This is a genomic window from Bacillus sp. FSL L8-0199 (assembly GCF_038005705.1).
GTDB classification, from domain to species: Bacteria; Bacillota; Bacilli; order Bacillales; family Bacillaceae_G; genus Bacillus_A; species Bacillus_A cereus.
On record NZ_JBBOTS010000004.1, the window covers coordinates 44,032 to 69,915 of the forward strand.

Below are 25,884 nucleotides of genomic sequence, written 5' to 3' on the forward strand. Positions count from 1 at the left end.
GAAAGCCTGAAGTTAAACATGTAAGGAATGGAGAAAAATTTATAATGCAAATAAAGCAAAGGAAATCTAAAAGTTTATGGAAAAAATGTTTGTATTTCTTTTAATAGTTTTCGTATTAGTTCTCGCTGGGGTTATTTATTGGAAATTTTCTCCGATTCCAAAAGCGTTTTTAATCAAAAAAGCTTTTGAAGGTGGAATGTTTAAACCATCTACCAATTATGAAAATGCCCTAAAAGAAACAATAATAGTTAAGGATATCAATTATAATTCTAAATTTCCAGATGGAAATTTAGATCTTATCTATCCAAAAAATCATACAGAAGCAACTCCTGTGATTTTTTGGGTGCATGGAGGTGGATTTGTCGGGGGTGATAAATCAGATATTACAGGCTACGCAGTAGAACTGGCAGCTCATGGTTATACAGTAGTAAATATAAATTATGCTCTTGCTCCTAAAAAACAATATCCTACACCAGTACTGCAGTTAGGTGAAGCTTATAAATATATAAAAGCAAATACCAAAAAATATGACTTGAAATTAGATCGTGTATATTTTGCAGGAGATTCTGCTGGAGCACAAATATCTGGTCAATTTGTAAATGTTCAAACATCTACAGAATATGCGAAGTTAACTAGAATTACCCCTGTTGTTGAACCTAAAACAATAAAGGGTGTATTGTTATTTTGTGGTCCATATAGTATGTCTGCATTAGCTAAAATAGAATCAACTAAAGAAATACAAGCATTTATGCGTACTGCTGGTTGGGCGTATTTAGGTGAAAAAAATTGGGAAGGGTTAAACGAAACAAAAATAGCTTCAATTTTAGATCATGTTACAAAAAATTATCCACCAACTTTTATAACGGATGGTAATACTGCATCATTTGAAAATCAAGGGAAAGCATTAGCTTCTGCTTTACAAAGGGAAGATGTATTAGTAGATAGTCTTTTCTTTGATAAAAATGTTTTTGGTGAGTTAGGACATGAATTTCAATTTAAAATGAATACTTCAGCTGGTCAAGGTACTTTCAACGAAGTTCTTGGATTTTTAAGTAAAACTAAATAGTATACGATTAATATAAAGAAAAAGTCCACTTCTTATTTTCAAAATAGGGTGGGCTTATATTGTTTTCTAGCTGTTTCATTTGAATCTCGTTAAAAATAATTTTACTCATTCTCCGTACCTCATTTTTATCGTTGGCTTTTTTTAAGTGTCCATGATTCGGGGTACAGTTCAATTTTGAGTGCCTTTTCTTTTGTTGAAATTCGATAAGATGTTAGGTTTCCAATCTAACATTGATAAGAGTGACAGTTTTGATTTAATTACATATTAGAATATTTTTTGCATTGAGAAAATGAGTTCCCAATATTCATAATAATTAAATGGAATTTTTAATATATTATAAATATTTACAATGATGTAAAACGTGTTGCAGTTAAGATGTTAGTTATAAAACTATTAAAGGAGGAATTTTTATGTTCAAGAAATTAATAGTGGGAGCATTAGCAACTGGTTTTGTATTAACAGGAGGTATGGGAGCCTCAGCTGCAACATCTACAGTTGATAATACTAATAAAAAAATTGATTCACCACAGCTGGCGCCTTATAAAATGTATGAATATCATGATAGTTGTCCTCAGGTTATATCTGACTATCACATGTCATTGAGAAATGCAGATGGGATTTTCGCTAACGCTTTTACTGATTCATCATCAGGTATCACTTGGTACTTTAAAGGTTATGGTTATCATAAGGGCATTGGATGCTACGGGGGAACAAGGCATTAATTAAAGAAAAGACAACCAATTGAGTGATGAAAAAAGGAGAGTGAGATTTCACTCTTCTTTTGGTTGTACGTCTTCTACTTCCATGTAGTCAAAAACAAGTGCATGAATATCCTTATCAAAATGTGTACATTCTTATAAGGACTCAATGTTTATATCTATATAATGTGACGCTAACCAGTCTGCAGCGAACTTAGTTCGGCTATATATACAGAAGTGATTTCCATGTTGAAGGAATATACTTCCTTTAAACCACGTTTCAAATGATGGTTTAGAAACATTTTTTGTATGTTGAATAGTGTCTAGTACCTTCATCCAAATATCAATATCTTTTTCAGGATGGGGTTCTACTATTTATATTAATTATATTATCAATTTAATATCTCACCAAAAAATGAAGAATAATACCTATGAATTCTATTCAAATTGTCTTTTTTCTAAACGATCAATCGCTTCTCGTTTCTTTTTATTATTTATATTTGTATAGATACTAGTAACCTCAACAGAAGTGTGACCGAGTTGATCTCGTAGCAATACTAAGTCCTTGTTTTCCTTATAATGATTTGTAGCATACGTATGACGTAGCTTATGTGGACTACGTTTTTCATCGAATGCACTTGAATACTTCTCTACTAAGTTCTGTATAGCGCGTACAGAAAGCTGTGTGTATTTTCCCTGGTACCTAGTTACAAATAGAATATCTTCTTCAGGTGGACACATATATTTCTCTAAACGTACTTTCATGTATTCTTGTACGTCGTCTAAACACGATTTCGTTGCGAGTATTGAAGATTTTTTATTACCTTTACGAGTCACCTTAATGGTTCCCTGTCGAAAGTTAATACTTGAGAGGGTAAGACTAGCTAATTTTGATACTCGAAGCCCAGTGCCTAAAATAAGGCTTATTAATGCTATATCACGTTCTTTGTCACGTAAAAAATAATTGTATTTACGTGTAGAGGTCTCTTTTAAGATTGTTGCATAATCATTTATCAAAAATCGTAAGAATGCTACATCCTCATTATCGTTAAAGATAATATTTGCCACTTCATCAGCTCTTGCTGCAGCATCAACTTTTTCTTTATGTAGTTCGATTTTCTCCATCACGTTACGTGAGAGATAGCTTTTTCCATGCTCATCTTCTGAATTCTGCGCTAAATATTAAAAGAGAGATTTTAAGGCAGAAAAGGTTCTTTTTATAGCTCTAGTTTCAATTCCTTCACCTTGTAAGTACATGTGAAAGCGATTTATATCATTTAAGGGTAATGTTTGTAATGTCTCAATAGGTATATCAGTTATATTAGTAACCACGTTACCATTTACGACAGCTAATCGCTTAAGAATAATCCATTTAAAGAATTTTTCAAATTCAGTTATATATGCGTATAAAGTAGCAGGGGAGAGAGCAGTCTTCATTTCTAGGTATTCTATGACATACCAGGGCATATTATTTTTATGCTTTTCTACAAGAGCCTTAAAACGTTCTTTTTCTCTATTACTCATGTTGTAAACCTCAAATCAAATGATGTAAATTAATTTTTAAACTAATAATTAAACCAATATTTAAACTAACTATTTGAATATTTGAGCTAGAATACGATTTTAATAAATAGCTTGATTACATATATAGATACCATACTAGTTTTTGAAAAAGAAGAGGGGTATCAATATATGATTGATACCTCTACTATACTCAATTCTATGGATTAAATTATTGTAAATTGAATACTTTTGTTACATTATATATGTTATTGAATAGAGAACTGCTGTATGGTTAAATTTATTTTACTGTTAATTCTCCGAATTGGTCATATAGTAATTTAAAACGAATAGTAGGGTTTTCTTTTAAAAGTTCATAGGCTTCACGAAGTAACTTATGTCTTTTGTAATAAAGTGTAGAACATGAAAATGTGTTTGAATTACAACAAGGGCAGACAATACCCATAATAGCCGTGTTAAAAGCAATAATGGTATTTTGTTCTGGATTAATCTTACAAAATAGACGAACTGAGTTACCTATGTTTGGCTGTACAATGATTGTAACCGTGTTATTTTCTTTCCGAATATTCCCATTAGAATCCATCTCTAAAGTGGCATTTGTTAGTTTCAATTACGTTCACTCCTTAATTATATTTACTGTTAGAATTTTAGGAGTATCTAATTAAAAGCATTATATATTTAGATACGTGCCATTACTTAAGTTTATACAATTAACATTAGAACATCTATATATTCAATGATAAACTATTCGTTAAATGAGAATTTAACAAATAGTTTGATGGAGGGGAAGTACACATCCCCTTTTACTCTAAATGTACAAAGACATGAAAGGCTAAACTTTCATTTTCAGGGCTTGATTGGGATAAGAAAATCTAAACTGAAATTTTATATGTTAACAGAATTAAATACATGAAATATTGTGTAAACATATAGGAGGGTGTTGCAAAACTAAAATAAATATGCAATGTTATGAATCAGAAAAACTAGCTGGATATGCAGTAGATAGCGATTTTGTCCATACCAGCGCGGCTGTTCCAGCCCTTTATCTTTGAGATTGCTAAACTGCTGTTCAATTTTCCCGCGCTCTTTCATCAACTGTTTCCCAAAGGTTGTAGTTACAAAAAGTGATAACACACGGCGGTGTGAACTTTTAATTTGTTCGCCATTTCTTGAATTAATGGGATTTACCGGAAAGATATCACACGTACCTGCAATTTTATAAATGTGTTGGCTATCATAAGCGGCGTCTGCTATAGAAAACAACACATGTTGGTCTTCTATGTCTTGAAGTAGTACAGGGGCCATCTTGCTATCGTGTACGTTCGCTGTTGTAAACGCATAAGATAATACAACACCTTCTGGTGTTGAACAAACATGAGCCTTATATCCTTTATACCAACCATAACGAGTCGATTTCCCCCACTTCGCTTGTGAATCATACAAACTACTCCGTAAGGCCGTGCTATCAATTAAGACACAAGGAATCAGTCCTAAATTAAGTTCCTGAAGAACCTTTTCATGAATGATTGGAATACCTTCTTCACGAAACCAAGTGCCTACACGTGAAAAAGTAGAAATATGAGGAACAAAAGATAAACCACAAGATGCACGAAAGGAAGGGTATTGATGCAAAAAACGAGTCAATTTGCGTAAAGAATTGATTTGGAATACGGTTTTCAAGAAAAAACATTTGAGTAAAGCTTTTCTACAAATGGGTGGACGGCCTGTAATAGGCGGAACGCCTTCTATGGTTAAACTGGTTAAACTGTCTACATACGCAAATAAAATTTGTAAAATGGATTGATTCTGATCAAAATTGGTTATCATACTAGTAAATCCGTCCTTTCTGGAGATAGTTTGGATTACTATCATTCTTCCAGGAAAACGGATTTTTTTATGCATTCATGTTTGGATATTTATGAGTTTTGCAACACCCTCCATATAGGTTTAAATACTATGTTACTTTTATTTATAAAGAAAAAACATCCTAAGATGCATTGTTAGGTTTATACAAGAGTATTAGATAGTAAAACAAGAATCTCATTTCATTTTGCGATTCTTGTTTTACAGTATTCTTGATAAAATGGTTGAAAACCCCTGTATTTCTTAGGTGTATATTCGGAAACAAAACTAAAATTATCAATTATATTATTAAAATAATGTATAATACTTAGTAATCAGGGAGTAGATTATGAATATAGCAGCCAATGGAAATGAACAGATTCTGGGCTTATTAAATGATTTGTATGTGGAAATTCGTGCACGGCGTATAAGTAATGCGCATCGTTTAAAAGAAGAAATTGATAATAAAATTCAAAACATAGAAGATCCGAACTTATAATTATAATAATTATTATTAGATTTGCGTCATCAATATGTAATTGATTACTTAGGTGTTTCTAAAAGTGATTTTGATAAAGTAGAATCTTTTGAGATTCCTTCTAACAACACTTTAAGTTATTATTAACATTTCTTTATAGCTATCCATGCTAGTGGAACTGGCAGTTATAAGGTTGCAAAAGAACACTTTGATCAAGCCGAAAAGTTCTTAGAGCTTTTCCATGATGAAGTTGTAGAAACTGAACTTTATTATAAGTTAGGTGTATTCCGTTATCCTATTTGAGATTCGCTAGTCTCTTTTCAGTACACAACAAGGGCAAAAGAAATGTTATTAGACCGTGGTGATTATGAGAGTAATGTCGGCTTTTGTGAGAACTTGCTGAGGTTAGCTTGTATAAATTTAAAAGAGTGCTCATTAGCAGAGGAACATTTTGCAGCTGTAATGGACAAATTCCAAAAAGTCGGAGAAGAAAAGTTTATTATTATGGTACTTCAAAACCTGGGTTGGATGTATTCTAAACAAAACCTCTCCTCTTTAGCAATTCGTTATTTATCTGAAGTCATTGAAAAGCCCCCAATCCATTACAAAGTATGTATGCAAAGGCATTGGAACATTTATAAATTGAACGAGCGAGATGTCACAGCAGAACTCATTGAGAACGGTTTAAATATTAGTAAGAAACTAAATCAAGAAGAGTTCAAACATCGATATTTCATTTTACAGGAGCTGAACAGTACTCACCTACTCAAATACTTGAAACAGTGGTGTTAGTAGGAATTGATTACTTCGAAAGAGTAGGATTGTATGAAAATGTTCAAGAGTCTTATGAGACACTGGGAGCAAAATTTTATGATGAAAAGAATCATCATGCGGCGATTAAGTATTTCGATTTAGAATTGTAAGCAAATGAAAATTTTTTGAGGAAGGAGCCTTAAAATAAAAAAGCAGTATTGGGGTTAATGGAAATTGTTAACGCTATAACCTTGAATATAGGTATAACAAATACAGCGAAGAACCTACAATCTTACGAAGTGATTCAAGGTCTTTCTGTAGGAGATCACAGATTGATACACTAATTTAATATATAATAAAAAGGACTAGGGTTTTTCATAACTAAAAAATGTTCAATATTTAATAAATGTTCAGAATAATTAAAGTTGTTAGCTGTTCAAAGTTATTTAAACGGGGAAGAAAGTTACAATATGATAAAAGAAAAATATCAGATAAGAAGCTCTACACAACTAAAAAATTGGATAAAAAAATATAAAGAATTTGGTGTAATTACAGATACTCGTGGAAGAAATGATGGAATTAAAGGTATATCAAACCCTCTAAAAGGAAGCGTATTCATTTCTAAAGGATTGAGGAGGAACGTGACTACTATATGGCACAGGTTGAATATTTAAAAAAGCAGTATCCCAATCTGTAAATGGGGGTGCACTAAAATATATTGACGGTGAGATATCACATCATAGAATAAATGGAGGAGATACCTATGAATAATTTTTTTAAAACTAATGAAACATTCTTGGGATATAATAAAGTGAAATGTAATGATTGTAACGGTTTTTATATCCTACGTTCAAGTGATTATGGTGAATTTGGCGGATGCACTAATTTTCCAAAATGTAAATCTAAATTATCTAAATCTAAGTTTATACTATCTTTCATAAAAGAAAATGGAATAAATATTTACAAATGGAAAAAGAAATGTTGGAAATGCAGAAAGAATACGGACGTATATTCATACTATTTACATTATCAATTATTAAAAAGCTTAGGAAATACTACTGCATTAGTATTTGCCGGTATCGGAGATATTAAATCAGCCGATAACTACCTAACTTGTAAATATCCATCAATTCAACTAAAGTATAGTAAAACAATTAATTCCATATACATAGCGAATACTTGTATATACTGTAATGCACTTCAGGGGAAAAATTATGTTGTTGATGATCCTCATGAGATTTTCGGTGATTTATACATTCAAAAATGTATGGAGAAGTATTTTGTTGAAAATGTTTCAAGTAAGTTATTAAATATAAATTTTGAAGAAATTAATAGACTTAGTATATTTTATGTGAATTAGCGATAAAAAAGCATTAATTGTAGAAAAAATACGGATCAATAATTTTAGAGAAAACGAATATAGCGGAATGGGTAAAATATTTATGTCCCAATGAAAAATAAAACGTTACAATTAACTTAATCAAAAACTCATAAATTATGAATAATTTATTGTATAGTAAAAGTAAGTCATGATTTAAATGGTTTCTCTGCTTTGGATGTTGAGATAGCTTGTTATACCCTTTCAATTAGAAAAAGAACTTGTAGTGAATTCTACAAGTTCTTTTTCTAATTGAAAGGAGAGATTATATATATCCTTTATGAATTGGAAGATTGCATGTCTAAGGTGTTGCTAAAAAATTCAAGGGTAAGCTTACTTAATAGTCAGTAATTCATCATTACAATTATAATATATGACCTGGTCAAGAAAAACTGGAACATCAATTAGATTACGCAATTGATTTTGAATACTGATACGGGGTCATTCCATTTAATGCTGAGTGAGGACGAACGGAATGATAATACATATAAATAAATTCACTCACTAACTGATTGACTTGAGTGAGAGAAACTAGCTTTTCTCCATGTAAACATTCACGTTTAAAGATGCTAAAAAATGATTCCATCACGGCATTATCCCAGCAGTTCCCCTTGCGGGACATACTTTGTTGAATCTTTTGTTGATTACAAAAATCAGTAACCGTATAACTGGTAAATTGTGATCCTTGATCACTATGAAATAAAATTCTTTTGGGGCCACCATAAACATTTTTGACTTGCTAAATTGTATCTTTTACTAATTGAGCATCTTGGTGAGTATCCAACGAATAACCAAGCACCCGTCGGGTGCTAATATCTAATGCGGCACAAAAATATACTTTCAGCCCATTCACTAAACGAAATTCTGTGATATCACACACAACAGTTGGAACGTCTTTCTTACCAGGGCTAAAGGAGCGCTCCAGTATATTCGGAAAGGTATGATGTTCTTGCTTTCTTTTCTTATAATACGTAACAATTTTTGACTTCACCCCAGCTAGACATAAAGCTTGTCTGACTTGAGATAAGGTAACCATAGCGCCTTTATTAACCAGATAACAGTATAGTTTTCGATATCCCATTCTACCTTTTAAACGTTTAAATTGCATGACAATATAAGCCGCTGTCTTTTTACGTTTTTTCTGATTTTCAGTGGGCTTACGGCGAAGATATTCGTAAAAACCACTAACAGACACTTGTAATCGATGGCAAAGCCAGCGCACTCCAAATATTTGATTATATTGTCTTATAAACTGAAAACGTGTTAGTTTTGGTTGCTGGCAAAGAAGGTTGCCGCCTTTTTTAGGAATTCATTTTCCTTTTTTAACGCTTGGATTTCTCTTCGTAAAGAACGCAGTTCTTCCGTATCAGATCTCTCACTATCCAAAAGTGGGGAAGAATATTTTTTTATCCATGCATTTAGGGTTCCGTTCCCCAGGTCAAATTCTCTTTGAATACTGGAAATTGTACGCCCTTCTTTAACCACCAATTCAACACATTGTTTTTTAAACATTTCATCATACTGTTTTTTCACCTGAAACACCTCATATATAGAATAATTTATCTCTATACTGTGTTCCAGTTTTACTGTACCACCTCAATATTTATAATAACGAAACTAACTGTCATGAGATGATTATATCGATAAATTTTAGGAGTATAAGTATTTAGTCACTTTCATATAGGAAGGATATAAGTTTCGATTATATTTTATGAAAAGGGAACTACCCGCCACTTAACGTCTTAAAAGACTGTTTGAAGTGGGGCTTCTCGGTTAATCATTACTTTTGATAGCTAATCAATCCGTTATAAGACAGTCGAGCTAACTCCCTTATTTCAGAGGTTGTTTTTTGCTATTTATGCCAACGTTCATACCCTTTATTGTGCCTTGATAATACTCGTTGTGTCTTTGCTAATTGGGCTAACATGTTACGATAGAACTTAAGATAATTGGGTTTCTCATCCTCAGAACTAACGTATAATCTATCCATCGCAAAGTCTAATACAACAACTGTTTCTACTTCTTTTTTTACAATCTTTTTTGTATTCAGTCAAGGTGGATACATAATATTTCCTTTTACTCCATTCGTTGTATAAGGCTTTCTGTCTTTTTTACTTTTGAATGTTGAGAAGTCATTTTAACCATTAAAGAAATTCTTATAGGTGGTTTGCAAATGTAGTTGAGCATTTGCAAAAACCAATGATTGAACTACTCACCACTTAACGTCCTTACGGACTGTTTGAAGTGGGAGATTCCTGCGAACACCGATGTATCCACCAGTTATCTTAGCAGGCTCAGCCCGTAGTCCCTACGGTGAAAACAGAAGTATCTTGTACGTTGACTCATCACGCTACCTACTTTAGCTTGGTTTTCGCAACTTCGGCAAACGTGGGATGGTAGAACGTTGAAGATTTTACGATTGCAACGTTTTTCTGCAACCAACCTTATATCTTCAGTTTTCAAAGAGCGATCTGTACAGGTATATAATAGCAAACATGTTGGCTTACGCCAACCGACATTCATCTCCCACCTATTTGCTGGTGCTATCTCACCTTCACACAAATTGAGGAGGGAGATGAATGTCGTAAAACGATAAATTTTTTTTAACCAATCAAATTCTGCTTTATATTTTGCAGGAGTTGGAGGCTTTTGCTTCTTTAGTTGTTTCTTATCATCTTTGTATTTTTCGTACGCTTTTTTTCGTTCAGCTAACATTCTATTGTACACGAAACATACGCAACCGAAGATTTTAAGCATAAGATATGCTTGTTTTTCTTTTAAGTACAAATGGAGTTTATATGCTTTGTCATATTATTTCACCTCGATTTTCAATATATTTCTTTACTTCGACTATTGGCGAACCACCAGTAATTAGTAAGCAAAAACTTCTTAAGCCTATAAATGCTAGTTTAAATATGTACAGTAATGCTTGAATAAACATGAACATTTTCAACAGGATTCTACATACTGACCCTGAGGTGGTTAGTGTGTATATCAAACTAGATATTCCAACAGAATTTGAGGTTAAAAGTCTTACAGATTTACCTAATTTGAAAAATTTAATGGTGAACCTTAAGATGAAAGCAAATAAAAGCCAGCTAGCGAGGGAATTGAATGTTGATCGACGTACCATTGATAAATATAGGAATGGTTTTACATCAAAGGGGACAAAGAATAAAAGATTGATATACATTATGAAGTCGAATAATGCAAGTGGTATATAGATGAACCGTAACTTTAATATAGCTTATCTTTCATTAACAATAAATAGGACGCTAAACCAATCACAGTAAGCCTAAGATAATCGCTATTACATGTTTATAACCACATTCAAGTGTCCAATTTTTTCAATAAAAAGAGAGCATCCATAGCAAGAGATACTCTTAATGGGAAAAGAAGCGTTAACTGAGGATTAAATAGAACACGTTGATTGTCTTACATTTTAATATATGATATATATGCTTGGCTTTCATTAGGCCTAAATTAACCTCTAAATACGGTTATTGTATAATTTCTATAAAACAAAGAAAAAAGCAACCGTTTTTGATGCTTTACCTTTAAATATAAGTCCCAAACCAATATTTATGGCTCTGCTGCAAAATTTTAAAGAGCAAGCTAAACATTTGCAACAGAACCCTTCGTGTTCAGTAAATGTTGACAAGTCCAATTTTTTAAGGGTCATCCAACGGTATTGCATTAACAATTTCCTCACTCAAATCAAATATGTTAATTAAAATTCGTTTCTTTTCTAGATTCGTTACTATTTCCTCAACTGTAATATTACCAGCTTCATTTAAATGAAAAAGTTTATTTCGACTAAGTGTAACAGCCTTTTTCCCAATGTTTTTACGAATAAATAAACTACTATTAAATGGGCTATAGTTTCGAGTATTTTCCCAACGCTCCTGTAAATATGAAAATTCGACATTATCAATCTCTAACCTACAGGTAAGTTCTTTCTCACTGTGACCCGTTCGAAATACAATATCCCACAAATCATTAAAATTCGGATATACCTTGATTGTAAAAGGTAGAGATCCTCCGATTGAAGGACGTTCTTGGGATAAAGGGACAATATCTTCAATCATTAAAATACCATCTACCAAATATTGTTGATCTTCAATTGTAACAATGACCGTGCCATGACTTGGACCATTTTCTGGTGGAGTAAGCCCTACCATCGATCCTGCCGCAGCGCGCACATCATATCCTAAAATTTTTATCAGACTGTATAAACCGATTGAATGTCCCCAACATGTCCCTCCCGTTGAATGTTCTAAAAAATTCGAAAAGAATTCTGAAGGATTTCCAATTGGTAATGGACCTGACATTTTATTTCCAAAATAAATCCTTTTATGTATATTATCTTGCGGAACATTTTTGCACCATGACTGATAAAGCATTCTCAGGTTATCTTCACTATTTTTAGGCCATTGTTGAAACCCCAATTTACTAATAACAGCTTCTATCAGCTCCAAACTTACACCAAATCCCAAGCATATTTCTTCAACTTTGTTAATATCCTTTTTAATAGATTCACTGTATCAACTCCATTATATATGTTAAACATTTTATCGTTTTCCGACAGAAGACTCCTTCCTCAAAAATGTGAAGGTGTGAAACACCAATTTTAGGTGGGAGATGAATGTCGGTTGGCATAAGCCAACATATTTGCTATCATTTACTTGTACAGATCGCTCTTCGAAAACTGAAGATATGAGGTTGGTTGCAGAAAAACGTTGCAACCGTAAAATCTTCAACGTTCTATCGCCCCACGCTTCTCAAAATTGCGAAAACCAAGCTAAAGTAGGTAGCGTGGTGAGTCAACGTACAAGATACTTATGTTCTCACCGTAGGGACTGCGGGTAGAGCCTGCTAAGATAACTGATGGATACATCGGTGTTCGCAGGAATCTCCCACTTCAAACAGTCCGTTAGGACGTTAAGTGATGAGTAGTTCAAGAAAATTTATAGAGTAGCTATCCTCTTTTAAATAGAAAATAATACATTAATTTAACATATTCATACTATTGGGGATTAATGCTCATTCTCTAGTATGAAAACATGTTTATTTTATGCAAATATTTTCACGTTAATAAGTAGTTTCCTTAATTTTGTGTATACAGCTATCATAATTGTATTTTTATAAAAAATTAGTTTGGATCTATTTTTTGTTTAAAGATGTCCTAATTTCTTTATTTACATTGTTTTGAATGTATACTTTTGTTTGTGTTTCTGAGGGGGCAGGGGATTTTAGATAAATTCATTATTTATAAAAAAAACGAAGTCTATAAAGAGACTTCGTATCGAAAAATAGATACTTAGGAGACTCGGAGAGTGTCTACAAATCTATTGTAACCTATATATTCGCAATTTTGTTATTTTATTTGAAAATATGTATATTCTCATTTTTTAGCTGTAAAATTTTATAGGTGTTTTAGGAGTCTCGCCACATGCCTATCAAGCTAAGAAATTCATTGTTCCCCAAAACAAAAAAATGAGTTAAAGGCTCATAGATCACTATAGAAAGATAAATATTTCATTTTGGGGATAATCTAAAATTATAGCTTGATGGATGTGTGGTGCTACCCCATGCCCATCAAGCTAAGAAATCAAGTCCCCAAAAAAATGAAAAATCTCACTTCTTATTCGAAAAAAGAAGTGAGATTTTTTGGATACTACCAATAATGAGTGGATATATCAACCTCATATGTATATAGTATTCATCATTCTTTCTTCAAGTAACAAGATAAGATAGTCCAAAAAGTTATATTAAATCTGTTACAGTAATTTATAGAATACATAATTTGAGAAGTGAGGGAAAACAATGAACAGAATGGAATTTATAAGAAAAGAGGGGGGAAAATATCATGACTATTGTTACGATAATTATAAACTGTTTGAAGAAGGTTCGTGGTTACACAGACCTGTAAAAAACTTAATAGATCAATTGCATTGTTTGAAGGAAAAGACAATCTTAGTGTTCTTGATTTAGGTTCTGGAGTGGGTAGAAATAGTATCCATTAGCCCCAGCTATAAAAGAAAATGGCGGTAAAGTTGTGTGTGTTGATTTATTAGACTCTGCTTTGCAAAAATTAAATCAATACAGTGAAGAGTATAAAGTTAAAGAAGTAATTCAAACCGAAAAAGTTGATATAGGAAACTATGACATGAAACCTAATAACTTCGACTTCATTGTTGCAGTGTCAAGTTTAGAACATGTCCAGCCAGAAGAAGTATTGAAAAAATTGTTCAACGAATGACATACGGAACGAAGTACAACGGAATAAATTGTATCATTGAAAATTCTGAAGTTGAAGAAATTGATATGGCTACCAATAAGAAGTTGCATGCACTAATGGAGATAAACATTCCAACAGAAGAAATGATGAATAAATTAAAAAAATAGATGATGGTTGGAAGTATTGAGTATCATAGTAAAACCACTCGAATATAAAATTATTCGAAATGAAAAGCCTGTTTTATTAAAAGTAAAGGTGTTGCGAAATTCATAAATATTCAAAAATTAATACATAAAAAAATCCATTCTTCCAGAAAAACGGATTTACTAGTATGATAACCAATTTTGATCAGAATCAATCTATTTCACAAAATTTATTTGCGTATGTAGAAAGTTTAACTATTACAGGCCGTCCGCCAATCTGTAGAAAAGCTTTATTCAAATGTTTTTTATAAAAAACGGTATTCCAAATCAATTCTTTGCGTAAGTTAACTCGTTTTTTGCATCAATATCCTTCATTTCTTGCATCTTGTGGTCTTTCTTTCGTTCCCCACATTTCTACTTTTTCACGTGTAGGTACTTGGTTTCGTGAAAAGGTTATTCCAGTCATTTATGAAAAGGTTCTTCAGTAACTAAATTTGGAGCTGATTCTTTGTGTATTAATCGATAGTACTGCCTTACGGATTAGTTTATATGATTCACAAGCAAAATGGGAAATATGGAACTGTTATTGTTGGTATAAAGGATATAAGGATCATGTTTGTTCAACACCAGAAGGTGTTGTGTTGTCTTACGCGTTTACAACAGCAAACGTCCATGATAGCAAAATGGCTTCTGTATTGCTTCAGGATATACAAAACCAACATGTGTTATTTTCCGTTGCAGATGCTGCTTAAGATAGTCAACGTATTTATGAAATTGCGCGAACATGTAACATTTTTGCCATGAATCCAATCAATCCGAGAAATGATGAACAAAATAAAAGTATACATCGCCGTATATTATCTCATTTTATACAAACGATCCTTGGCAAACAATTGATGAAAGAACGTGGGAAAATTGAACAACAGTTTAGTAAACTCAAAGATAAAGGGCTGGAACAGCTACGTTGGTATGGTCAAAATCGCTATCTATTACATGTTCAGCTAGTTTTTCTGATTCATAACAGTGCACATATTTATTTTAGTTTTGCAACACCCTCTAACTAATTAATCACCCCCTTTTTCCATCATTATTACTATAGCAAGAATTTATTTTGTAAGATTGTATGAAGTTTTCTGCTAAATAAAGTATAAGTAACTAAGCTAATTATTTATTTTAGACATTATAAGCTAGGATATTAAAGTATAGCTATGTAGCCTATTTTTTGTAAATGTTTAGTGTGTACAGTTTGACATCGTTTAAGAAAATATTTTGTAAATATTACTCCACTTTACAAAGGAAGTTTTTTGGATGGTAATAATTAATATTAGTTTTATAATTGAGAGCAGATTACGATACAAATAATATAGCATGCTCAATAATATTAGAATATTAATTAATAGGATATTCATATTAATAAGGAAAGTGAGAATTATTTTTGATATTTGATAAGTAAATTTATATTACTATTAGAACCAGTTTGGAAGGAGGGGTAGTTTGAGGTTTAGGGAATATAATCTTAAGTGGGATTTAGTTACAGATGTGTATATGGAACCAAAGAATTTTGCCGAACTATTTTCTTTACTTGTACCTTGTTATCCAAGAGGAGGCAAGAAAAGGCGAACGATTTTATTGTGGAAAGAAAAAGAGTTTTATAAGGAAGAAAATTTAATCCCCTTTATCATATTTGGGATGAATAAAGTTAAAGAGTTACCACAGTTTCATAAAGATAATATTCCTACTTTAATACGTATCATCCGTTTATGCCAGGAGATTGGATGGTATAAAGAAGCAAATGAATTTATGAGAAGTCAAGGATTAGATGATTTTGTACTAACTTCAATGAAATATGAAACTTGGGACCTTTTAACACAAGTAGTTGCTTTAAATTATTTAATTATTAAGTACCGTGTAGGTGAATTGAATAGTGCTGCTGTTCAAATATGGGAAAGAATTAAATTTAATGAAAAATGTATCAACAATTATAGCAGTCTACTTTCGCATAAAGAAGTGTTGGAACTAAAATTCTTTTACATGTGTAAGCAGGCAAAAACACTATCAAAAGAACAATTAAATAATAATATAATGAATTTAGCAGTATACTGTAATGTGTTTTTGTGTGATTTATATAAATATGACTTGTTAACAAAGTATCGTAAATGCATAGAGTTTTTATCTTATTATGGACCTAGTGAGGCTGTTATGGCTTGTCAGAAAGCTGTACTTTCTCAAATTACGGATCGATTGAATCCATTAAAGACAACGTATGTAGATGATTATTTGTACGTAATTAAAGAAATGATGAAACATATGACGCAAGAATTAATGAATCAATATGAACACTTTATTGGAAAGCTATTATCATATGTACCATTTTTTGAAATGATTCAGGTTCCACAACATTTATATTATTTTGAAGAATTAATGTATGTTTGTAAAGGTGTCAAATACAAGGAAGAGATTCTAAGAAATTATCTATTTTTACAATTACATGATTGCTTGCCATCATTCATAAGGCTATTTTTAAAAAATAAACGTTACGCCACAATTCACGATATCTTATTTTACTGGTGTGAAGACGAGCAAAGGATAAGTTTAGAGAGGAAATATAATCTTAGCTCAATTTATGAGAAATATGCTTATGGGTAATGATATAAATATATAAAAAAAAATGTTGAAATCTAATATTAAATTATTTTTGGTAGTTTAAGCCTAAAAATTAAGAGTTTTAATAACTAGTAAAACTAAAAATGTGGAAGGAAAAGCATGGTTTAAATTAATAGAAATCGTGCTCAAGATGACTATGAAAAAAGGATTATGTAATATTTTATCTATCGCAATGGCATTACAAGTGGTAACGATTCCGATTATTTCTTTTGCCGATACCAAGAGCAGTCCAGTAAATTGGAATAACAAAAAGATTGAATTTCCAGATGTACAAAATACTCACTGGGCTTATGAAGCAATTATGGATTTAGCTAATAAAAATATTATTGCTGGATATGACAATGGAAAGTTTGGCTTAGGGGATGATGTAACACGAGAACAAGTAGCAGCATTAATATATCGTGCATTAAACCTAGAATTAAAAAAAGAGTATAACAACCCTTATCATGATGTGAATGTGGGTTCAACAATGTTTCCAAATGAAATTTTAACTTTAACCGAGATGGGAATTTTTAGAGGGGATGAACATGGTAATTTTAGACCAAAGGATTCCTTAACACGTGCTGAAATGGCTCAAGTTCTAAAACAAGCTTTTCGATTGGTAGTAAAAACAGAGCATACATTTAGTGATGTGCCAACAAATTTATGGGCAAACGATGCAATAAGTGCCTTGCAATCAAACGGAATTACAATAGGGACAGGAAATGGAAAATTTGAACCAGGCATGATTGTAACACGTGAACAGTATGCTCAATTCTTATATCGCGTAATGAATGTGAAAAGTGATGAGAATAATATAAATGCTACTTCATATATAGATTTAGATTTAAAATTAGCTGCAAATGTTAGTGGAAAAGAGATAGATAACTATATTGCGAAATATCATGCAGACAGCCCGCTAGTTGGTCATGGACAAGATTTTGTACGTGCGCAATACGAGCATGGGGTCAGTGCGCTTTATTTAGCCTCACACGCGATTTTAGAATCAGGCTATGGAAAATCAGAAATTGCATATCGAAAACATAATTTGTTTGGGTTACGTGCATATGATGTTGATCCGTTTAAGAACGCAATATATTTACCGACTTATAGTGATAGTATTTCTTATAATGCAAACTATGTAAGGAAAAGTTACTTAGAAAAAGACGGTGCTTATTATAATGGGCCAACATTAGCGGGGATGAATGTAAAGTATGCATCAGATCCAAAATGGTCTGAAAAAATTGCAAGTATTATGGAGCGTATAAAAGGTTTTAAGTTAGAAGACTATAAATTTGCTACAGAACTGTCTAAAAACCCAAACACATTAGATGTTAACGCATTATCAAATGAGATTCCATATAAGATATTTCCAACTGATTCAGTAGCTACAATCTTAAATCCGGAATTGTACTATCATGTACCATATCCATTTGATTTACAAATAAAAAGTGAACCTAATATCGAAGAAAATAAGGTGGGATTACTAACTACTGGAATACAAATAATCCCATATCGAGAAGATCCAAATGGATGGATAGAATTTTCTTTCATTACAAATGGAAAGAAATATTGGACATTAAAAAATAACATGAATTTGTAAGATAACTAGAATAAAATAACCAGCAAAAGGAGGAAAGGTTAACACGACACATAGAAGTTTAAAACGTGTTAAGTAAAGATATGAATAAAAAAATTAGCAATGTTTTAGCAACAATTATGACATTACAAGTAGTAATGGTTCCAACTGTTTCATTTGCAGACCCAATAGAAAATGGAATAACAGAATTGGGTGAAACACCATCAGATATGCAAGTAATAGAGAATATTGAGAATAACATGAAGCACGAAAATGGTAAAGGAGTAAAGGTAGATGCAAATGGTGAAATAAAAGGAGATTTTCTTGTAAATATTCAAAAACAAACCTATTTATATGAATCTCCCAATGTACAGTCAAGTATAATCTCCCAAATTCCAAATCAAGTTACAAAATCGACGAAAAAGAAGGGAGATTGGTATTATATTGAAACAAGTTCAGGGAATGGTTGGGTTTATAATAGTGAAAACTTAATTGTAGAAAGGGAGATTTATACTTTACCGAATGATTCAAGAAATATAGTAATCAATGAAGAAATAGAGATCTATTCTTTACCATTTGATGGGTTTAAAGAAAATGGTACCCTGCAACCAAAAACTGTGGAAGCGATCCTACAAGCAGGGGAATGGTTTCAAGTGCAAACTGAAAATGGGGTAAAATGGATTAAATCTAAGGGTGTTAAATTTGAGGGAACGAAATCCTCGCTTGCAAAATCGAAGTTAAGTACAAATATAGTTTATGATGTACCTTTTACAGAATGGATTGTTCCAAGAGGGAATGAGAGTATTCGTCCAGGGTATGCCATGAATGCAAAATATATTACAATTCATGAAACAGATAATGACAGCCCAGGTGCAGGCGCAAGAAATCATGCGCAATATTTATATAACCAAGCAACAGGAAATACAGATCGTGCAGCTTCGTGGCATTTTACAGTGGATGATAAAGAGATTTACCAGCATCTTCCGTTAGATGAAAATGGATGGCATGCAGGGGATGGAACAAACGGAACTGGAAACAGACAATCGATTGCAATTGAAATTGCAGTAAATAGTGATGGTAATTATAATAAAGCATTAGATAATGCTCGTAAATTAACTGCTTATTTGATGAAAGAATTGAATATTTCTTTAGATCATGTAGTAAAACACCAAAAGTGGAGTGGGAAAATTTGCCCATCAAAAATGATTAATAGAAATGGCTGGGAAGATTTTTTAAACGGTACACAAGCCTACTTTAATTCCGATAATAAAGATGACATAACAGGTAGCTGGTATGAGAAAGATATTCGTGAGTTAGCGGCCCAAGGAATTATGTTGGGAGATGGGCAAGGCTCGTATTGGCCGGAGCGTCTTGTGTCTCGTGGAGAATTTGCTACTCTTATTACCAGAGCTCTAAATTTACCTGCAGGTACATCGGATTTTTCAGATATTCATACTGCAAATCCTTCATTGATTGATGGAATTAATCGAGCCGCAGCAGCAGGGATTATTAGAGGACAAGGAAATAATTTATTTGCTCCTAATGATACGATTAAAAGAGATGAAGTAGTTATTATGATAGACCGAGCATTACAATACAAAGGTATAATTGGAGAACAAATAGTATTACCTTTTATTGATCAAAATCTAGCATTTGACATAGAAGCTGTACAACGTGTTTATGGATTAGGAATTGTAAAAGGAAATGAAAAAAATGAATTTATGCCAAAGGGAACAGCGTCTCGTGGAGAAGCAGCAGCGTTTTTAAATCGAATGCTGAATGTAATACATGACGGAAGTAATAACAGTACGATAGGAATTGTTACTATAATGGGAAGTGGAGTTAATTTAAGAAAAGGACCCGGAACAACTTATGAAGTAATTCGTAAATTAAACAAAAATGAGAAGTATACAGTATACAAAGAACAAAATGGATGGTTTAGGATAGGAGATAATCAATGGGTTTATTATGATCCTAGTTATATTATTTTCTCAAAAAACAAATAAGTTTTAAGGGGATTTTTGCAAAAAACACTAGTTTTTGGAGACCTAGTAAGTAATATTGAAAAATGCTTCCTTACCTGTATATATTCTATTAATCAGGTAAGGAAGCATTTTTTATTTTTAGGCAGCTACATTATTGTTTAAGCATTTTTCTAATAAGTCCTATTTTTGGCACTTAATTTTATTTCTTTTAACGGCAATTTTCTCATTTGTTTTTGAAAAAGGTGAATAAAGATCTGTAAGGTTGCAAACAGACAATTGATTTGTAATACTATCCACTTTTCTTGTAGCCAAATAAATTCGTTCTTTAGGACAGGAAGTTTAGCAGATTATTTTACCAAAGGTTAAATTTTTTTCTATTTCTTTGTATGCTTTATCCCATCGAGAGAGAAAATGATTGAATATAAAACGAAAATCGTTTTATATTCAATCATTTTAGCCAAGAAGACTCCTTCCTCAAGAAGCGTGAAAGGTCACAGCCCAGTGAGTAGGTGGGAGATGAATCTGCTTCGAACAAGGAATGGCAAGAAGCCATCTTCAATGTTCGACATACATAAAGTGTTCCTTCACTATCGACAGAATGTACGTTCTGTATATAATAGTCATATACCGAAATAGAGGTGAATGAAATGATGATCAATAAAACCTATAAGTTTCGTATCTATCCAAATCGAGCACAAGCAATTCTAATTAACAAAACGATAGGTTGTTCTCGCTTTGTATTCAATCATTCTATCCCTATGGGATCACGCATACAAAGAAACTGGGAAAGGTTTAACATATGGTACATGCTCTGCCAAACTTCCTGCCATGAAGAAAGAGTTTGTTTGGCTACAAGAAAAGTGGATAGTATTGCGATGCAGTCGTCTGTTCGCAACCTTGCGGATGCGTATACACGCTTTTTCAAAAAATAAAACAGCGCACCGCGCTTTAAATCTAAGAAGAACAACGTACAATCTTATACCACAAAACAAACAAATGAAAACATTGCCGTTGTAGGGAACAAAATAAAGTTGCCGAAACTAGGCGTTGTTCGATTTGCCAAAAGTTGCGAAGTAGAGGGGCGTATTGTAAATGCTACAGTTAGACGGAACCCTTCTAGTAGATATTTTGTGTCACTATTAGTTGAAACAGAAGTACACGAACTTCCAAAAACACATTCTTACATTGGAATAGATGTAGGACTAAAAGATTTCGCTATTTTGTCAGATGGAACACACTATGAAAATCCGAAGTTTTTCCGATCATTAGAAAATAAGTTGGCGAAAGCACAGCGTGTTCTTTCTAGAAGAATGAAAGGATCTTCTTGCTGGAATATACAACGAGTAAAGGTAGCTAGAATTCATGAATACATATCAAATGCTAAAAAGATTACTTGGACAAAATTTCAACTGAAATCATCAAAAACCAAGATGTTATCGGTATAGAGGATTTGTAAGTATTGAATATGTTAAAGAATCATAAGTTAGCAAAAGCAATTAGTGAGGTATCTTGGTCGCAATTTCGATCCATGTTAGAATACAAAGCAAAATCGTATGGCAAACAAGTCATTGTCGTATCGAAAACATTTGCTTCCAGCCAATTATGTTCTTGTTGTGGATATCAAAATAAAGACGTTAAAAATCTAAACTTACGTGAATGGGACTGTCCTTCTTGTCGTACACACCATGATAGGGATATTAACGCAAGTATCAATCTAAAGAATGAAGTGATAAGGCTTCTAACCGCAAGGACTACGGGGTTAGCCTAATCAATTAGAGTTCTATCGAACTCTAATTGATTAGGAATCCCTCACTTCTAAATGAAGTGAAAGTGGGGGTAGTTCAAATATGTTGAATAATTAGGTTAGATTCATACCCCTTGTCCGAAGCCAATTCATTTCCAACTTACTTATTGGGTTGTAACCCATCTAGTTTCTCTAGGAGGGAGTCTTCTTGGTTAATAGGATAATAGATAATTCATTTACTTAAATATTTTTAGAGGAATTGTAGGTGAATTTAAATAGGAAGAAACTAAGTTTTATGTGGGTGAGTTAAATTGATGAATTTTGGTTTGAGGTTGAAGCTGTAGTACTTTATGCAAGATTAGTTTAATATAATTTGTAAAATTTTTATCTACGTTTGCTAAAATTCAAAAAGATTGTAGAGTATCGGAAATCTTTGTAGGTTTCCGATACTCTGGGCGCCAATACATATTAGCGCTGTTAATAAGGGAGAAAAAATTTTGGATACAATTCAATTAACATTATCGACTCTTATGTATAATCTCACACATTCGAAAAGAAAAACATATCAAATACTCCTTTTGTCACAGGTAGATTTGGTGTGTTTTGTGAGATGCTTAGGATTGCTACTTAGGAAGATTGGATTGTACCTTTTCTTATACGTAACTAATTTTGTATTTAATCTGTGGGAATATCTCGGCAATAGGATATACAGGATGCATGAGATGGAAAATTAGGATGAGTGTTTCGGCTTTACGCTCGCATTGTCACTCTGTTTCCCTAAATTTAAGATTACAATTTGAAAAGGAAGTTTTTTCTCTAAAAACAATTTTTCTTTACACCCGTTATGTTTTACCGTTATGATTTTTTCCACATCAATAAATCCAGTTAGGGCCACACCACCAGATATACCCGTATGTTCACCTGGAGAAATACAACAACTTTCGCATTCAATTTTCGTGTCAATTTGTTCAACTTCTATTTCAAATCCATTTTCATTTTCTTGTTTCATTTCATTCACATCCATTCTTTTTCAGTAAAAGGTACAAATAGTTTTCCTATAATAGGATATGTGAAAAAACATCTTTTGGATCAAGAGAGGAGCCTACTATTTTACTAAAAAAAGAGCTCCATTAGGAGCTATAAAAAGAAATGTTTCCCCACAAGAGTGAAATCCTTTCTGGTAAGGAAAGGATGAAATTACTTATACAGACGAATGATTTGAAAATTTATCATGAAAAAGACGAGATATATGAAGTTTACTATATCTCGCCTTGATATGAGTAGGAATGTTTTTGGTGTAAAGAAGCAATCATACATGACAAGCGAAATGAGAAAAAGAGAATAGTTCTAGGAGAATGTTGATAGGGATTTTAGATAACAAAGAGAATATTAGTCAAGATCGCGGTCGCGATCCCGGTCACAACAATCATGGCGTATTTTCTCGATATTAATCGCATCTAAACTCGTATAGTTTAGATTTCCACGACGATTGATCCAATATAAAAAGTCCTCATCGCCATCTTCTAAAAAGCGGATAAATGTTCCTTCGCCATCTAGCCTATTTCCTGCAGAATAGACACGGATGCGATCTCCCTCACATAAATGTTGAAATCTTCTTCTAGACATTCTTGTGTCACCTCATTTTTTGTTTTTAAACTACAGTATGTTATATGCAAAAGAAGGGTTTGCGGATTGGGCCTTTTCCCACAAAAATACAAAAATATACGTATGCTTGAATATGGAGATGTCAAAGTACATGCATTAAAAATACATGAGAAATGATTTCAAATAGGCAAAAGCCTATTCCAATGAAGAAGGATCCACATAGGCTATTGTATGAAGAAGACGCAATAGAAATATAGAGGAAGGTGAAGGCGTATGAAACAAGAAAGAGTATGTGAGTGTAACAATTGTAGGAAAAAGGGTGAGAAGAATCATCTTTGTCAGTATATAAAACGTGGGGATTGTATATGGGTCAGTTCCTTTGGAGGCAAGTTACAAAAAAGTGGAATTTTCCTGTTAATAAAAGATTCTTTTTTATTATGGTTTGATGAAAAACATCAATTAAATCAAACCAGTCTACAAGGGATTCACATTGAAAAAAGACAGTAAATGTGGCGGGGATTTCACTTCTAACGCTGTTTATACACATAATATGTACACTTCGCAATATGTATCATCTGCATATATCTGATAGGAAAGAGCCGTGGTATGTGCAAGGTATATGTATGCAAAATAAATATTTCGCAATCTTTCGAATAATGCAGAAAGATGTTATAATTGACGTACTTTCGTTAGTTTTTACGAAATCCCTAGAAAGTATCGTGAGAAGTCCCTAACAAATTTGTTAGGGATTTTTTGTGTGTTCTTTTTAAGATGTTTTTAAGTTCTTTTTAAGTTCTTTACAAAGAAAGACTGATGAAGTGAAAAAGAAATCCAATCTCCTGATACAAGAGAACCTACAAATTCATGATGCATGGGATGCAAAATCATTAAGTATGGTGTTGATATTGTAAGAGATCGAATTGAAAGTTCGGGGGCATCTTTTGGTCAAATTGACTAAAGGATGGATTCTTTACATGAGCACTTCTCGAAACCCCTTCCCATCTTGCACTTCTTCCCTTTTTGTATATATTCCCCAAAGATATCGTAATCCCTATTTCTGATAAGAGGGTTTTGTCAGTGTAGGAAGAGCGAATGTCCTTTCGTATTTCAAATAAAAAAATAAAGGATGTCTATGCACGGAAATAATAATCATATCAACAATGCCCGGTTCATTTGAAGATGAAATGAAAGATTTAAAAGAAATTGACAAGATGTTTGAGAAAGCGAATCTCACAAATTCTATAACCACTTATAAAAATGTGGAACCAGCAATGATTGGGTTTAATAAGCCTTTAACTGAAGGGAATACAATTAACTCTGAATCCTATCAAAAGTTTAAAGAACAATTTTCAGGACAAGATATTAAGTTTGATAGTTATTTAGATACACATTTAACCGCGCAGCCGGTTTCCAGTAAAGAGAGAGTCATTCTGAAGGTTACGGTGCCAAGTGGAAAAGGTTCTACGACTCCAACGAAAGCGGGTGTGATTTTAAGTAACAATGAGTACAAAATGCTTATTGATAATGGGTATGTACTTCATATAGAAAATATATCCAAAGTAGTGAAAAAAGGATATGAGTGTTTACAAGTTGAAGGGACATTAAAAAAGAGCCTTGACTTTAAAAATGATATCAATGCAGAAGCACATAGCTGGGGTATGAAAAACTATGAAGACTGGGCTAAAAATTTAACCGCTGAACAAAGAGACGCTTTAGATGGGTATGCTAGACAAGATTATAAAGAAATTAATGATTATTTACGAAATCAAGGCGGAAGTGGAAATGAAAAACTAGATGAAAAAATAACAAATATTTCTGAGGCTTTAGGACAAAAGCCAATACCAGAAAATATTACCGTATATAGATGGTGTGGTATGCCAGAATTTGGTTATCAAATAAGTGATCCGTTACCTTCTATAAAAGATTTTGAAGAGAAATTTTTAAATACCATAAAAGAAGATAAAGGGTATATGAGCACGAGCTTATCAAGCGAACGTCTTGCTGCTTTTGGATCAAGAAAGATCATTTTACGATTACAAGTTCCGAAAGGAAGTACGGCCGCATATTTAAGTGCCATTGGTGGATTTGCAAGTGAAAAAGAAATTCTGCTAGATAAAGATAGTAAATACCATATTAATAAAATAACAGAGGTCGTTATTAAAGGCGTTAAGAGATATGTAGTGGATGCGACATTAGTAACAAAATAAG

The 25,884-nt window shown here is 32.6% G+C and carries 16 protein-coding genes and 12 pseudogenes; 14 read left to right on the forward strand and 14 right to left on the reverse strand.

Annotated features, from left to right (window positions below; all coding sequences use genetic code 11):
• The first annotated feature begins 44 nt into the window (after positions 1-44).
• Positions 45-1,066: pseudogene (locus NST86_RS31955) on the forward strand (alpha/beta hydrolase).
• Between the two features lie 410 nt (positions 1,067-1,476).
• Entirely contained in the window at positions 1,477-1,788 is a 312-nt protein-coding gene (locus NST86_RS31960; protein WP_086423662.1) for an LCI fold-containing protein, read from the forward strand.
• A 132-nt stretch (positions 1,789-1,920) separates the two neighbouring features.
• Here the strand turns inward: NST86_RS31960 and NST86_RS31965 are convergent, their stop codons facing one another.
• The 4 genes and pseudogenes from NST86_RS31965 to NST86_RS31980 all read right to left on the reverse strand — a co-directional run bounded on the left by NST86_RS31965 (position 1,921) and on the right by NST86_RS31980 (position 5,112).
• Positions 1,921-2,100, reverse strand: a complete 180-nt coding sequence (locus NST86_RS31965; RefSeq protein ID WP_254914288.1) for a DnaA N-terminal domain-containing protein — start codon at positions 2,098-2,100, stop codon at positions 1,921-1,923.
• 102 nt (positions 2,101-2,202) lie between these two features.
• A pseudogene (gene xerS, locus NST86_RS31970) lies at positions 2,203-3,288 on the reverse strand (tyrosine recombinase XerS).
• 277 nt (positions 3,289-3,565) lie between these two features.
• Positions 3,566-3,895 (reverse strand): hypothetical protein, encoded by a 330-nt coding sequence (locus tag NST86_RS31975; protein ID WP_254914322.1) that lies wholly within the window; start codon positions 3,893-3,895, stop codon positions 3,566-3,568.
• 338 nt (positions 3,896-4,233) lie between these two features.
• Positions 4,234-5,112 (reverse strand): transposase, encoded by an 879-nt coding sequence (locus tag NST86_RS31980; RefSeq protein WP_327953197.1) that lies wholly within the window; start codon positions 5,110-5,112, stop codon positions 4,234-4,236.
• 364 nt (positions 5,113-5,476) lie between these two features.
• On the opposite strand from NST86_RS31980, the pseudogene NST86_RS31985 reads away from it, so the two are divergent.
• The 3 genes and pseudogenes from NST86_RS31985 (at position 5,477) to NST86_RS31995 (ending at position 7,718) form a co-directional block, all read left to right on the forward strand.
• A pseudogene (locus tag NST86_RS31985) lies at positions 5,477-6,536 on the forward strand (response regulator aspartate phosphatase).
• Positions 6,537-6,783: 247 nt separating this feature from the next.
• On the forward strand, positions 6,784-7,032 hold the full coding sequence (locus tag NST86_RS31990) for a helix-turn-helix domain-containing protein (protein ID WP_254914321.1): 249 nt from the start codon (positions 6,784-6,786) through the stop codon (positions 7,030-7,032).
• Between the two features lie 89 nt (positions 7,033-7,121).
• Complete coding sequence (locus NST86_RS31995) at positions 7,122-7,718, forward strand: topoisomerase DNA-binding C4 zinc finger domain-containing protein (protein ID WP_086424394.1); 597 nt, start codon at positions 7,122-7,124, stop codon at positions 7,716-7,718.
• Positions 7,719-8,145: 427 nt separating this feature from the next.
• Here NST86_RS31995 and NST86_RS32000 read toward each other — a convergent pair.
• From NST86_RS32000 to NST86_RS32025, 6 genes and pseudogenes are all read right to left on the reverse strand, one after another.
• A pseudogene (locus tag NST86_RS32000) lies at positions 8,146-8,445 on the reverse strand (transposase); the annotation flags it as partial.
• Between the two features lie 30 nt (positions 8,446-8,475).
• Positions 8,476-8,931: a transposase gene (locus NST86_RS32005; RefSeq protein WP_254914320.1), complete on the reverse strand. Its 456-nt coding sequence runs from the start codon at positions 8,929-8,931 to the stop codon at positions 8,476-8,478.
• A gap of 68 nt (positions 8,932-8,999) precedes the next feature.
• Positions 9,000-9,269 carry a transposase gene (locus tag NST86_RS32010; protein WP_086424393.1) on the reverse strand — a complete coding sequence of 90 codons (270 nt, stop codon included), beginning with the start codon at positions 9,267-9,269 and terminating at the stop codon, positions 9,000-9,002.
• Positions 9,270-9,666: 397 nt separating this feature from the next.
• Positions 9,667-9,945: pseudogene (locus NST86_RS32015) on the reverse strand (RNA-guided endonuclease TnpB family protein); the annotation flags it as partial.
• A 350-nt stretch (positions 9,946-10,295) separates the two neighbouring features.
• Positions 10,296-10,523, reverse strand: a pseudogene (locus NST86_RS32020) (helix-turn-helix domain-containing protein); the annotation flags it as partial.
• Between the two features lie 19 nt (positions 10,524-10,542).
• Positions 10,543-10,626 (reverse strand): annotated as a pseudogene (locus NST86_RS32025) (IS200/IS605 family transposase); the annotation flags it as partial.
• 97 nt (positions 10,627-10,723) lie between these two features.
• Here NST86_RS32025 and NST86_RS32030 point away from each other — a divergent pair.
• Positions 10,724-10,915 (forward strand): annotated as a pseudogene (locus tag NST86_RS32030) (IS21 family transposase); the annotation flags it as partial.
• 492 nt (positions 10,916-11,407) lie between these two features.
• Here the strand turns inward: NST86_RS32030 and NST86_RS32035 are convergent.
• Positions 11,408-12,232 (reverse strand): arylamine N-acetyltransferase, encoded by an 825-nt coding sequence (locus NST86_RS32035; protein WP_254914319.1) that lies wholly within the window; start codon positions 12,230-12,232, stop codon positions 11,408-11,410.
• A gap of 1,330 nt (positions 12,233-13,562) precedes the next feature.
• Here NST86_RS32035 and NST86_RS32040 point away from each other — a divergent pair.
• The 5 genes and pseudogenes from NST86_RS32040 to NST86_RS32060 all read left to right on the forward strand — a co-directional run bounded on the left by NST86_RS32040 (position 13,563) and on the right by NST86_RS32060 (position 20,348).
• Positions 13,563-14,250, forward strand: a pseudogene (locus NST86_RS32040) (class I SAM-dependent methyltransferase).
• Positions 14,251-14,308: 58 nt separating this feature from the next.
• A pseudogene (locus NST86_RS32045) lies at positions 14,309-15,184 on the forward strand (transposase).
• 481 nt (positions 15,185-15,665) lie between these two features.
• Positions 15,666-16,766 (forward strand): DUF3965 domain-containing protein, encoded by a 1,101-nt coding sequence (locus NST86_RS32050; protein ID WP_086424397.1) that lies wholly within the window; start codon positions 15,666-15,668, stop codon positions 16,764-16,766.
• 154 nt (positions 16,767-16,920) lie between these two features.
• The gene (locus tag NST86_RS32055; RefSeq protein ID WP_086424396.1) at positions 16,921-18,366 is read left to right on the forward strand and encodes an S-layer homology domain-containing protein; all 1,446 of its coding nucleotides are present in this window, start codon (positions 16,921-16,923) and stop codon (positions 18,364-18,366) included.
• Between the two features lie 80 nt (positions 18,367-18,446).
• Positions 18,447-20,348 carry an S-layer homology domain-containing protein gene (locus NST86_RS32060; RefSeq protein ID WP_086424395.1) on the forward strand — a complete coding sequence of 634 codons (1,902 nt, stop codon included), beginning with the start codon at positions 18,447-18,449 and terminating at the stop codon, positions 20,346-20,348.
• 148 nt (positions 20,349-20,496) lie between these two features.
• Here NST86_RS32060 and NST86_RS32065 read toward each other — a convergent pair.
• Positions 20,497-20,756: pseudogene (locus NST86_RS32065) on the reverse strand (hypothetical protein); the annotation flags it as partial.
• 218 nt (positions 20,757-20,974) lie between these two features.
• Here NST86_RS32065 and tnpB point away from each other — a divergent pair.
• Positions 20,975-22,095 (forward strand): annotated as a pseudogene (tnpB, locus tag NST86_RS32070) (IS200/IS605 family element RNA-guided endonuclease TnpB).
• Positions 22,096-22,801: 706 nt separating this feature from the next.
• Here tnpB and NST86_RS32075 read toward each other — a convergent pair.
• Both NST86_RS32075 and NST86_RS32080 read right to left on the reverse strand, forming a co-directional pair.
• A complete protein-coding gene (locus NST86_RS32075; RefSeq protein ID WP_340935296.1) occupies positions 22,802-23,080 on the reverse strand; it encodes a hypothetical protein in 279 nt (92 codons plus the stop codon).
• Positions 23,081-23,460: 380 nt separating this feature from the next.
• Positions 23,461-23,697: a hypothetical protein gene (locus NST86_RS32080; protein ID WP_061885041.1), complete on the reverse strand. Its 237-nt coding sequence runs from the start codon at positions 23,695-23,697 to the stop codon at positions 23,461-23,463.
• A gap of 252 nt (positions 23,698-23,949) precedes the next feature.
• On the opposite strand from NST86_RS32080, the gene NST86_RS32085 reads away from it, so the two are divergent.
• Together NST86_RS32085 and NST86_RS32090 are read left to right on the forward strand one after the other, a co-directional pair.
• Complete coding sequence (locus NST86_RS32085; RefSeq protein ID WP_086423163.1) at positions 23,950-24,183, forward strand: hypothetical protein; 234 nt, start codon at positions 23,950-23,952, stop codon at positions 24,181-24,183.
• Positions 24,184-24,860: 677 nt separating this feature from the next.
• The gene (locus NST86_RS32090; RefSeq protein WP_340935299.1) at positions 24,861-25,883 is read left to right on the forward strand and encodes an ADP-ribosyltransferase; all 1,023 of its coding nucleotides are present in this window, start codon (positions 24,861-24,863) and stop codon (positions 25,881-25,883) included.
• Position 25,884 lies beyond the last annotated feature (1 nt).